This window comes from Rhodococcus sp. P4_B6 (assembly GCF_056402215.1).
On the sequence record NZ_JBFUHV010000230.1, the window covers coordinates 1 to 11159 of the forward strand.

General features: G+C 62.9%; 11 protein-coding genes. 6 read left to right on the top strand and 5 right to left on the bottom strand.

Going from position 1 to position 11159, the window contains the following annotated elements:
- The 4 genes from AC1DWT_RS45915 to AC1DWT_RS45930 all read right to left on the bottom strand — a co-directional run.
- On the bottom strand, nucleotides 1-578 hold a 578-nt coding region (locus tag AC1DWT_RS45915; RefSeq protein WP_477925809.1), incomplete at its 3' end, for an enoyl-CoA hydratase/isomerase family protein.
- A complete protein-coding gene (locus AC1DWT_RS45920) occupies nucleotides 575-2167 on the bottom strand; it encodes an AMP-binding protein (protein ID WP_477925810.1) in 1593 nt (530 codons plus the stop codon). The genes AC1DWT_RS45920 and AC1DWT_RS45915, both read right to left, overlap by 4 nt.
- 2 nt (nucleotides 2168-2169) lie before the next feature.
- The gene (locus AC1DWT_RS45925) at nucleotides 2170-2739 is read right to left on the bottom strand and encodes an OsmC family protein (protein ID WP_061043341.1); all 570 of its coding nucleotides are present in this window, start codon (nucleotides 2737-2739) and stop codon (nucleotides 2170-2172) included.
- A 55-nt stretch (nucleotides 2740-2794) separates the two neighbouring features.
- Nucleotides 2795-4174 (bottom strand): MFS transporter, encoded by a 1380-nt coding sequence (locus AC1DWT_RS45930; RefSeq protein ID WP_477925811.1) that lies wholly within the window; start codon nucleotides 4172-4174, stop codon nucleotides 2795-2797.
- 351 nt (nucleotides 4175-4525) lie between these two features.
- On the opposite strand from AC1DWT_RS45930, the gene AC1DWT_RS45935 reads away from it, so the two are divergent.
- Together AC1DWT_RS45935 and AC1DWT_RS45940 are read left to right on the top strand one after the other, a co-directional pair.
- On the top strand, nucleotides 4526-4813 hold the full coding sequence (locus AC1DWT_RS45935; RefSeq protein ID WP_061043342.1) for an ArsR/SmtB family transcription factor: 288 nt from the start codon (nucleotides 4526-4528) through the stop codon (nucleotides 4811-4813).
- 52 nt (nucleotides 4814-4865) lie between these two features.
- Entirely contained in the window at nucleotides 4866-5258 is a 393-nt protein-coding gene (locus AC1DWT_RS45940) for an OsmC family protein (RefSeq protein WP_206016726.1), read from the top strand.
- A gap of 17 nt (nucleotides 5259-5275) precedes the next feature.
- On the opposite strand, the gene AC1DWT_RS45945 is transcribed toward AC1DWT_RS45940, so the two are convergent.
- The gene (locus tag AC1DWT_RS45945; RefSeq protein ID WP_061043344.1) at nucleotides 5276-6169 is read right to left on the bottom strand and encodes a LysR family transcriptional regulator; all 894 of its coding nucleotides are present in this window, start codon (nucleotides 6167-6169) and stop codon (nucleotides 5276-5278) included.
- A gap of 982 nt (nucleotides 6170-7151) precedes the next feature.
- Between AC1DWT_RS45945 and AC1DWT_RS45950 the strand changes: the two genes are divergently transcribed.
- Genes AC1DWT_RS45950 through AC1DWT_RS45965 form a run of 4 tightly spaced genes read left to right on the top strand, consistent with a single transcriptional unit; the run spans nucleotide 7152 to nucleotide 11128 of the window.
- Complete coding sequence (locus tag AC1DWT_RS45950) at nucleotides 7152-7988, top strand: phosphoenolpyruvate hydrolase family protein (protein WP_061043345.1); 837 nt, start codon at nucleotides 7152-7154, stop codon at nucleotides 7986-7988.
- Between the two features lie 45 nt (nucleotides 7989-8033).
- A complete protein-coding gene (locus AC1DWT_RS45955) occupies nucleotides 8034-8843 on the top strand; it encodes an SDR family NAD(P)-dependent oxidoreductase (RefSeq protein ID WP_061043346.1) in 810 nt (269 codons plus the stop codon).
- A gap of 13 nt (nucleotides 8844-8856) precedes the next feature.
- Nucleotides 8857-10116 (top strand): Tm-1-like ATP-binding domain-containing protein, encoded by a 1260-nt coding sequence (locus AC1DWT_RS45960; protein WP_206016727.1) that lies wholly within the window; start codon nucleotides 8857-8859, stop codon nucleotides 10114-10116.
- Entirely contained in the window at nucleotides 10109-11128 is a 1020-nt protein-coding gene (locus tag AC1DWT_RS45965) for a Gfo/Idh/MocA family protein (protein WP_061043348.1), read from the top strand. The genes AC1DWT_RS45960 and AC1DWT_RS45965 overlap by 8 nt, the downstream gene beginning before the upstream one ends.
- The last annotated feature ends 31 nt before the right edge of the window (nucleotides 11129-11159 follow it).

An 11159-nucleotide genomic window follows, 5' to 3' on the forward strand; every position in this document is an offset into this window, starting at 1 on the left:
GTCTTGTCCAGGTCGGCCTTGCTGACCACACGGTTGACCATCCCGAGCGTTGCGGCTCGTTCGGCGTCGATGATGTCTCCGGTGTAGAGCAATTCGTTGGTTGCCTTCTGCCCGAGCAGGAACGGCATCAACAGCGTCACAGGCCCGGAGCCGAACCGGATCTCAGGCTCACCGAACTGGGCGTCGTCGGCCGCGATGATCAGATCGCACGCCATCGCCAGTTCGCAGCCACCGGCCAGACACCACCCGGAGACGGCGGCGATGACCGGCTTCTTAAGTCGCCACACCTGCATCGACAGCCCGATGTTGTTGGTCAGGCCGGCATGCCACTGTTCGGCGGTCGAGACACCCATCTCCACTTCCTGGGCGATGTCGTAGCCGACGCTGAACGACTTCTCGCCGCCCTGCAGGACGACGACCTTGATCGCCGGGTCGGCTTCCGCGACGGTCAGGGCCTGCGACAGTTCCTGCATCAATTCGACCGACAGCGCGTTGAGTTTCTTCGGCCGGTTGATGGTCAGCCAGGCGACTTCTCCGCGGTACTCGGTACGGACGAGATCGTCAGTGGATGTGGTCATGCTATTGCCTCGCTTCGCAATTCGATTTCGGAGTCCGACTGCGTCCGCAGACGGGCCTTGTCGACCTTGCCCACGGCGGTCCGAGGCAATGCGTCGACGACGATGAACTGGTCGGGAATCCACCATCGGGGGAATCGCTCACCGACGTGCGCGCGAAGCGCGGCGTCGATGTCCCCGGTGGCGTTGTCGGCGGCCACGATGTAGGCGAGCGGCCGCTCGATCCATCGCGGATGTGCCATCGCCACGATGGCGGCCGACGACACGGCCGGGTGGGTGCACAGGTATTGCTCGAGTTCGGCGGTCGCGATCCACTCGCCCCCGGACTTGATCAGGTCCTTCTCCCGGTCGTGCAGCCGCAAACGGCCTTGCTGGTCGATCGAGGCGATGTCGCCGGTGTCGAACCAGTTCCTGCTGCCGTCCCGTACTCCCACGATGAACGGCCCCCGTACCTGCAGCTTGCCCATGGTCGGCTCGGAGCCGTCCTGAGCGAACTCTCCAGTGTCGACACGTAGCTCCACCAGGGGAATGGGGACTCCGGCCGAGGTCGTGGGTTCGAGGCGTTCGTAGGTGCTGCACGCCATGGTCTCGGTCATGCCCCAAGCCGTGCTGACGGTGGCACCGAGAACGGTCGCCACCGAGTCCACGACGGGCTGCGGGACGGCACTGCCACCACTAAAGACCTCCCGCAGACGGTTCGGCCGCGGTGCGTGCCCGGCGGCGACGGCCGCGCATACGTCGTGCCAGACCGTTGGGACCGCGGCAGCGGCGGTGACGGACTCCTCGCTGAGGATCGCGGCCACGCGGTCCGCAGCGAGGTCACCGCCGCAGAGGACCAGCGACGCTCCGGTCAGCGCGCAGGTCAGAGGCAGCCCCCATCCGTTCACGTGGAAGAACGGTGCCAGTGGAAGGACCCGGTCGGAGCTGTGCAGCCCCGAGGCGGCGGTGGTGGCCTGGCTGAGGGTGTGCAGCATGACCGCGCGGTGGCTGACCGCGTAACTCTTTGGCCGCCCGGTCGTTCCGCTGGTATGGAACAGGTACGCGGTAGTGTTCTCATCCTCCACCGCAGCCGGCGCCGACAGGGTCGCGTCTGCCTCGGTCAGGTCGCGGTAGCGGACGACCGTGTCCGCGTGCTCGGTCCAGTCGCGCTCGCCGACGACCATCAGGGGTACCCCGGCCTGGCGCAATACGCCCAGGACCGACCGGACGTTCCGACCCAGGACCGGGTGGTCCACCATCTCCCCGTCGACCACCACGGCGGCCGGTCGGGGAGACATGGCCTGGTCGATGAGGAGCTCAACGCTCAGGCGTGCGTTGAGGCTGTTGACGGCGGCGCCGAGAAGGGGCACGCCGAGCATGACCTCGAAGTGCTCGAGAGTGTTGAACGCGAGTACCGCGACCGTGTGCCCTGGCCCGATGCCCAGCTCTGCGTGCGCACCGGCGGCCAGACGCTGCGCTCGCGCCGCCACATCGGGGAAGGACCAACGTGTGGTCGGCGACCCGCTGGCTTCTCCTGCGATGCTCACGACCTCCGACTGCGGATGAATGTTGCTCATTCGCCACAGCAGATGGTCGACGGTCAGGGGAAACATGGCTACTTCACCAGGGTGGTGACGACCTGCACCGGGTTGGCGAGGGTGTCCCGAATCGGCGAACGCTTCTGCACAGCGTCGGTAAGCTCCTGCAGCTGCGCGGTCGAGGCGTTCGGGGACTCGGCGTGCACGCTAATCCGGATCTCCTGGGCGCCGGGGCGGACGCTGTCGTCGAGATTGAGGAAGCCCTGGAGATCGAAATCGGTCTGCATCTCCAGTCGCAGCGAGGACAGTTCGATGCCCCGCACGGCCGCGTTGGTGGCGTAGGTGACCGCGTAGCAGCCGGCGAGCGCCTGGAGCACGTACTCGGCGGGGCTGGCAGCCTTGTCCGTGCCCAGCAAAGCCGCCGGCTCGTCAGACTCGAGGACGTACGACGCCTCCCGGCTGCTCACCAGCTCACCGTTCTGGTGCAGCTCGCCCGTGGTCGAACGCTGATGGCAGCCGTCGAGCCACTCGGATCCGAGTGAGAACGTCACCTGGGCGAGTGCGGGGGTCTCGCGGACCGCGTCGATCGTGGAGTGGAGGGCCTGCTTGTCGACACCGTTGATGGTGGCTGAGGAGGTGCTGGTCATGAGGTATTGCCTTTCGTTTCGTGTGAGCGTGCGCGGGCGTCGAAGGATGCCTTCGCTAGGCGTTTGAGGGAGCAGGGGAGTCGTGGTTGTCGACCGCAGCAGTTCTTTTCGGTGAGCTGTGGGGATCGAGATCGATGTCCTTTTTGTTGGTCTCCGGTGCGAGGAAGGCGCAGACCACGGTGATGACGCTGAGGACGGTGAAGTACCCGACCACCAGCCACGGGCTTCCGTTTCCGACTGCGAGCAGTGATGTGGCGATCAGAGGTGAGAAGCCGCCGGCGAACACCGAACCGATTTGATAGCCGACTGATGCGCCGCTGTATCGCACTCCGGTGGAAAACATTTCGGAGAAGAAGGCCGCTTGCGGGCCGTACATCGCGTCGTGGAAGAAGTTCAATCCGATCACCATGGCGAGAGTGATCAGGACCGGGTTCCCGGTGTCGGCCAGGAGGAAGAACGGGCCGATGAACAGTGCGCTGGTAACGGCGCCGAATAGATATAGGGGGCGTCGGCCGAATCTGTCGGACAGTGCTGCCCAGATCGGTACGGAAAAGAGGCCTATCGCTGACGCGATCAGGACGGAGTTCAAGCCGACGCTGGTCGCTGTGCCCAAACTTCGGGCGATGTAGGCGATGCCGAACACCGTGTAGAGGTAGTAGATCGCGTTCTGTGACAGTCGCATTCCGGTTGTCAGGTACACCRCCCGTCGTTCGTGGCGGAACAGCTCGACGACGGGCCTTTCGGCGATGGTGTCGTTCTTCTTCATGTCGGCGAACTTTTCGGGTTCCGACAATCCGATGCGGATCAGTAGGCCGACGAAGACCAGCAGGCCGCTGATGAGGAAGGGGATGCGCCAGCCCCAGGCGAGGAAGGTTGCGTCGTCGAGAACGGTGCGAGCGATGCTGAACGCTCCGACGGCAAGCAGCATGCCGGCGGAGACGCCGATCTGGGTGAAGCTCCCGTAGAAGCCGCGGCGGTTTGGTGGCGCCGACTCCACGGACATCAGCGCTGCGCCGCCCCATTCGCCGCCGACGCCGAATCCCTGTGCGAGACGAAGAACGAGCAGGAGGATCGGTGCCCAGATGCCGATTGAGGAGTGGGTGGGAAGGACGCCGATGAGGGTGGTGCTCGCTCCCATGATCAGCAGCGACGCCACCAGCATCGCCTTACGTCCCACCCGGTCACCGATGTGGCCGGCGACGATTCCGCCGATGGGGCGGGCGAGGAAGCCCACCGCGTAGGTACCGAACGCTGCGATGAGTCCGATCGCGGGGCTGACGTCCGGGAAGAAGAGGGGGCTGAATACCAGGGCTGCGGCGGTGCCGTACAGAAAGAAGTCGTACCACTCGATCGTGGTGCCGACGAAACTGCCGAGCGCAACCATTCTCGGAGAGTTAGGTTTTCGGGTACCCGACGGCGCGTTCGATGAGCTCATAGCCGGGGTCTCCTCTCGGGAGGTGGGTCGCCGCTGAGGTTGCGGTGACGTGTCGAAGGGTGTGGCGGGTGTACGGGTCCGGGTCGTCGCCGGCCGCGACCCGTAGTGGATTTGGGCTTTGAGGGGACGGTCGAATCGTGGTTGTGACGCCCGACCCGCCATCTCTCTGGTGTGTCTCAAGTCTCAACTGGGGCAACCGGGGTGGCAATAACCAAAGCGTCGCGAGGCTCTGCAAATTTGCACAACGGCAGGTGGACGCGGGTATCCGCGGTTCGGCGCCATCAAATCAGGCGTCACGATATAGTTGGATTGTTGGCCATCAGTAGAAATATCGAAGGATTAGGAGTGCCCATGCTCCACGGCGCCGCCCCCACGCTCGACGAGTTGGTGGACGTCCTCAAAGCGCTGGCGGACCCTGTGCGGTTGGATCTGCTCAGGCGCATCGCGGCTGTCGACGAGATGGCCTGTACCGACCTGGTCGAGGAATCCCACGTGTCTGCCTCCACCGTCTCGTATCACGTCAAAACGCTGAGGACCGCCGGCCTGGTGCAGGTGCGTAAGGAGGGGCGCAACTTCCACTACACATATCGGCCGGAGACTGCCCGGTCGCTGACGGCTGCGCTGAACAGTTTGGGATGAGCTCGTGGTGTACAGATCAACCGTCAGCGGTCGTGGGACAGGTGTGTATCACGTGGCGCACGGTGCGGATCCGGCGCGCCCGCTACGGTTCGACGGCGATCCCGCGTTCGGCGGCAAGGACCGGGCGCTTGGCCCCTTCGAACACCTTCTCGGAGCGCTCGGTGCCTGCTGCCAAATCACTGCCGATATCGTCGCGCGGTCACGGCGAGTGACGCTGGGGCAGGTCCGGACGACAATCGAGACGAGCTTCGACAACTCGGTACTTGTGCGCGGCATGCCGGGAACTTCCCAGTTCAACACCCTAGACGTCGACGTTGCCGTGGAATCGTCACTCGGCACTGAAGAGCTCGGCGACCTTGGGCGTGAGGTGGAACGCCGCTGCCCAATTTTCCAGCTCTTCGTCGCGAGCGGCGTTCGGGTCAGCAGCTCGTGGACGCGGCTGTGAGGCGAAGGCGATAGCGGCTACCGAGCCAGGTGCAGTCCGCTGGCGTTCGCGACCAGCTTCTCGATGTGCTCGGACATGACGCGAACTCGAGCCAGACGCACCAGGTCGCGTGGAACGGAAATCCAGTAGCTGCGTTCAATCTTCGCCGTGATTTTCGTGAGTCGTTGCAGGCGAGGATTTCCATCAGCGATGAATGAAGGAAGCAATGCTATTCCCAGGTCCGCTTCTGCAGACTGGATGAATCCGGCGATGTTGTTGGTCTGAATCTGGGCTTGCGCGTTCGGCAGCAACTCGTACAGCAGATTGAACGTGCTGAAGTCGAGCGCTGTATCTACGTACCAGATCAAGACGTGGTTGTAGAGATCTTCTAACGTCTCTACTGGCGGGTGTGAGGCTAGGTAGTCATGCGACGCATAGAATCCCAGCGAGTAGTTGGCGAGTCTCTGAACTGTCACGGCGCGAGCTTGCGGACGCTCAATCGTGATAGCGAGGTCGAACTCCCGGGGGGTGAGTGACGCGTGTCTGTTCGCCGTGACAACTTCGACTATGAGGCCAGGATGCTGGCGTTGAATATCTCCGAGACCGGGCAGGAGCAAATACGCTCCGAATCCGTCAGGAGCAATAATGCGCACATGGCCGGTCAGGGATGGGCCCCGCGACAAGCAATCTTCCTGCGCTGCAAGCACAGCCGCTTCCACCATCTCGGCATGGACCAGCAGTTGGGCCCCGGCATCCGTTAGTGTCCAGCCCTCAGACGTGCGATCGAACAAGCGATTCTCCACCGCTCGCTCAAGGCGAGTGATGTGGCGGCTGACCGTGGTGTGGTTGATCTGCAAGTGCTTGGCAGCCTCGGTGAGCCTGCCACGACGTGCGACTTCCAGAAAGAGTTTGAGATCATCAGCCGAGAACATTGGTTCACTCTAGTCAATTACGATGTGTCTCAACCAGGCCCAAACTACGTAGAGACTGCTATGGGACGTGAGAAACTGACCGAGGGACCCTGAAGGGTCGGAAGGCGCTCTTCATTCGGCCTTTGCACCGGCGCCGCAACAAAATACCCGGTAGACTTTCCCCGCTTCCTCACCCTTCGGCCTACGCCGCGTGCAGCACTCGACGATGACGTTGGCACCGCTATCGGCGGGTCAGATGCCACCCCGGTCCGCCTCCGGGCATAGCAGGTACTCGCGTTCCCTTGAAGCTGGTGCTCGACTGACCAACCACGTCGCCCGATTGGTCGCGAGCATCGAATCCGACACCGACCGGTCGTTATCTCAGCGTCGGTGCCGATGCCGCCAGTGGGGATGACGAAATCCCCAGGTCGTGTGCACTTGGATGAGATTCAGTCCGTCCTACCCGCCGAGATCCTCCACGCGAAGTTCACCGTCTCGTCGGTGGCCTTGGCGGGGTGGCGCGGTTGGATACTTCATCGCGACTTCCTTTCGTCCTGCGGGGATGCCGACGTGTGCGGTTTGCCATGCACGACGACCCGAAGGTCGGCGTGTCATACGGGGTGGGGTCATTGGCGACGAGTCGGCATGACGAATTGGTACGCCGGTGGGCTGCGTCTGGCTGCCCTCCGACACCGGGCTCATGCGAAGGTGCGGACTCCCGGTGCCGAAGCGCTCATCTGACGCGCGGTGTTGTGTCTTCCTCCGGCTGTCGTTCCGACGCCCGTAGCGCCTCGACCAGCGCACATGTGTCTCGGTGATGACGCATCTTCACCGCCAGGTGCTTCTGGGTCCCGGGCCCCAGTGTGGGTCGTCGAGGCGCTTCGGGTCTTGTGCAGAGCTCGTCTGCGGAGGTTGACAGCGAATGTCGACAGAGATACGTTGATATTCGACATAAATAAGTGATGGCGGTCACGCTATCCGAGGTTTGGAAAGGGCGGCCCAAATGTCGTTCACGCGAGAGCAGGTTGTCGACCGGCTACGCACTCAAGTCGGCCACCAGCGCCCGATCGTCGGCGCGGGGGCGGGCACCGGCATCTCGGCGAAGTTCATCGAACGAGGGGGAGCTGATCTCATCATCGTCTACAACTCCGGACGCTTCCGCATGGCAGGTCATAGCTCGATGTGTGGGCTTCTCCCGTTAGGCGACGCAAACGCGATCGTTCTGGAGATGGGTGAGCGTGAGGTTCTCCCGGTTGTGCACGAGACACCTGTCGTGGCGGGCGTGAACGGGACCGACCCGACCAGGGACATGCGTCGGCTGCTTAACCAGGTTGCGGCGGCGGGCTTTTCTGGCGTCAACAACTTCCCGACGGTGGGACTGTTCGACGGTCGTATCCGGGAGGAACTCGAGGCATCAGGTCTGGGTTTCGAGCGTGAGGTTGAGATGATCGACATCGCACACGACTTGGGCCTGTTCACCATCGTCTATGTCTTCACCCCGCAGGAGGCCGCGGCCATGGCAGCGGTAGGCGCCGACGCGGTAATCGCCCATATGGGGCTGACTGTGGGCGGCAGCATCGGCATGTCGACCGACGGCGCCTTTTCTCTCGAAGACGCCTGCGACCGGGTACAAGCGATCGGAGAGGCGGCACTCGCGATCAAGGACGACGTCATCGTTCTCTGCCATGGAGGGCCCATCGCAACACCCTCCGACGCCGAGTACGTGATGAAGCGAACGAACGCCGTGGGCTTCGTCGGCGCCTCCAGCATGGAACGACTTCCCGTCGAGGAAGCTCTGACCCAGACGACCAAGGCGTTCAAGGCAACAACGACCGCCTGAGGTCGGAAACTCCCTATCTCACTCACCACATCAAGAAGGACCACCATGATTGCCCACCTGCAAGACAACTTCGACTGGGCGGCTGTCGGCGACAAGCTCGCAAACACGGTCACGCTGGTCGTCGGAGGTGCCCGCGGAACGGGCAAGACCACTGCCGATAATCTTCTCCAACTGGGTGCCCGAGTCGCCATCTCGGACCTGAACAAAGAACGAGTCGATGCCGTTGCCGAAGAATTCAAGCACTACGGTGACCGATTCCTCGGCGTCGCAGGAGACGCCACCCGGACCGACGACGCCGAGCGGGTCGCCGCCCAGACCGTCGAAGAGTTCGGGGCGCTACACAATGTCGTGTACTCGGCTGGCGCCTACCGTGCCCAACGTCCCACCCTCGAAATAGGAACCGACGAATGGGACCTCATCATCGACTCTAATCTCAAGGGCGCCTTCGTCACCTACCAGGCGACCATCCCGCACATTGCTGGGGCCGGCGGTGGCGCGCTCGTGAGCATCTCGTCGCTCGCCGGGCGCACCTCCAGCCCCTTCCTTGGTTGCCACTACTCCGCTGCCAAAGCAGGAATTTTAGGGTTGACCAGGCACATCGCCAAAGAATTCGGCCCTCAGAACATTCGTGCAAACTCCATCTGCCCCGGCGGGATCGTCGGGGTACGCATGAACGACTTACTTGCGGATCTGCATCGTGAAGCAGATCTGGTGGAGCTGGCCAAGCAGACTCCGTTGGGACGCAACGTGTACGAGCAGGATGTCGTCGGGGCCACGCTGTTCCTTTTATCCGACCTGTCTCGGTTCATCACCGGTGCCACCCTGGACGTCAACGGCGGCATCCTCACCCTCTGAACAGGACCACACCGTGACCACAACAGTCGCCCTGATAGCGGCACTCGACACCAAAGCGGACGACGCCCGCTTCATTCGCGACCGCCTCCGTGAGCATGGGTTGCAGGTGCACCTCATCGATGTAGGAGTGCTCGACGTACCCCTTCTGCAGCCGGAAATCACCCGCGAGGAGGTGGCCGCCGCCGCCGGAACGGAGCTGGGCGCACTCAGGCGGCGGCACGATCGTTCGGCGGCTGTCGACGCCATGGGGATCGGCGCCCGACGAATCGTCGAAGAACTGGTCGCAGAACAAAAAATCGCGGGTTCATTCGCCCTCGGCGGCGGCGCAGGAACCACTATCGGATCGACCGTGATGCGGGATCTGCCGCTGGGCTTTCCCAAGGCAATCTTGTCCACTGTTGCTTCGGGAAACACCGCGAACTATGTCGGCACCTCGGACATTGTGATGTTCCCGTCGATTGTGGACATCGCCGGTCTCAACCGGATCAGCACAATGACCTATTCCCAAGCCGCTGATGCTTTCGCGGGCATGGTCAACGGCCTCAGTACCAGACCAAAGCCCACTCCGCTTCAGGACCGACCCCTCGTCGCCGCATCAATGTTCGGTGTCACCACGCCGACCGTGATGCGCGCCAAAAGGATTCTCGAGAACGCGGGATGTGAAGTTGTTGTCTTCCACGCAACGGGCGCCGGGGGCCGGGCGATGGAGCGCCTGATCGCGGAGGGCTACTTCGATGCAGTTCTCGACATCACCACCACTGAGTGGTCCGACGAGGTTGTCGGCGGCATTTTGTCCGCTGGCCCCACACGTCTCGAGAGCGCCGCTCTGCACGGCGTACCCCAAGTCGTGTCCCTCGGTGCCACCGACATGGTGAACTTCGGAGCACCAGACACGATTCCTGACGGATTCTCGAATCGTCTGCTCTACCACCACAACGCCGAGAACACACTCATGCGTGTCACCAGCAACGAAGCACGACAGATCGGCGAAGCGATCGGCAGAAAACTCAGCCTCGCCACTGGACCGTGCACACTTCTGATCCCCCTCCGCGGCACGTCGGCACTCGACGGCGACGGCGAACCCTTCAACTGCCCCGAGGCACGCCGAGATCTGTTCGACGCCGTGAAATCGTCCCTGACCGACTCAGCGGTGGCTGTGGTCGAAATCGATCAGCACATCAACGACGAGGCCTTCGCAAACTCTGCTGCCCGTCTACTCCTCGACTACCTCAACCACGTCCCCCACACAGCCCAAGCGAGTACCCATGTCTGAGAACAAGAAGCTCCGCGTAGCACTGATCGGCCCCGGCCGTATTGCGACAGCACATCTACCTGCCATTGTCTCCGCCAGCGACAGTGCCACTCTCGTCGCAGTGGCAGGCCTGCCACACGAGAAGGAACGCACCCTGGACCTGGCCACCCAATACGGAGCCGAGCGTGCGGTCCACGATGCTGAAGCGGTCATCCTCGCCGACGATATCGACGCGGTCGTCCTGACGGTCCCCAACCATGTGCACGCGTCACTGACCACGGCACTGGTTGAAAACGGCAAGCACGTACTCATCGAGAAGCCACTCGCCACCTCATTAGCAGACGCCGACATCATGATTGACGCCGCCAGGTCACATGACCGAGTGCTCATGGTCGGCCACTGCCGACGCTTCTTCGAGGGGGCGCAGACTGCCAAGAGGTCGGTTCCCGACCTCGGTCGGCCACTGACACTGTCTCACACGCTGGGTGTCTTCGCGGAGCATGTGGCAACGGAGTGGTGGAAGTCCGCCTCCAACGCCGGCGGGCTCGCACTGGGCCTCAACGGCCCCCATGTCATAGACACGATGCTGTGGCTTATCGGGAGCCGGCCCACGCGGGTGTATGCCCAGACTCGGCGCCTGCGCGATCTATGGGAGGGCGAGGACGAGGCCATGATGATGGTCGAATTCGAGGACGGCAGCTTGGCCTCCGGTCACATTTCGCTCAACACCCGAGTCCCTGTGAACGACAGACTCATCAACGGGCCAAAAGGCAGCATGCGGCTCACCGACGACCGGAACCTCTGGTTGAACAACACCCAAACGGTCACGGAAGAACTCACTCCCTACATCAACGGCGATTCCTCATTCAATAACCAATTCCGTGAGTTTGTCGACGCGATTCGTAAGGGCAGAGTCCCGCAGTCCTCGGCGGAGGAAGCACGATCGGTGGTTGCCCTCATGGAAGCTGCGCACGTATCCCAAGCAACCGGGCAACCCGTCGACCTCGGCGCGTATCTGACGACCAGAACTTAAGGGAATCACCCATGTCCAGCAACAGTACGAC

Excerpts from the sequence above, each read along its gene's own strand:
- AC1DWT_RS45950 (WP_061043345.1), top strand. The coding sequence starts at position 7,152 with ATGTCGTTCACGCGAGAGCAGGTTGTCGACCGGCTACGCACTCAAGTC.
- AC1DWT_RS45945 (WP_061043344.1), bottom strand. The coding sequence starts at position 6,169 with ATGTTCTCGGCTGATGATCTCAAACTCTTTCTGGAAGTCGCACGTCGT.
- AC1DWT_RS45920 (WP_477925810.1), bottom strand. The coding sequence starts at position 2,167 with ATGTTTCCCCTGACCGTCGACCATCTGCTGTGGCGAATGAGCAACATT.
- AC1DWT_RS45925 (WP_061043341.1), bottom strand. The coding sequence starts at position 2,739 with ATGACCAGCACCTCCTCAGCCACCATCAACGGTGTCGACAAGCAGGCC.
- AC1DWT_RS45955 (WP_061043346.1), top strand. The coding sequence starts at position 8,034 with ATGATTGCCCACCTGCAAGACAACTTCGACTGGGCGGCTGTCGGCGAC.
- AC1DWT_RS45935 (WP_061043342.1), top strand. The coding sequence starts at position 4,526 with ATGCTCCACGGCGCCGCCCCCACGCTCGACGAGTTGGTGGACGTCCTC.
- AC1DWT_RS45965 (WP_061043348.1), top strand. The coding sequence starts at position 10,109 with ATGTCTGAGAACAAGAAGCTCCGCGTAGCACTGATCGGCCCCGGCCGT.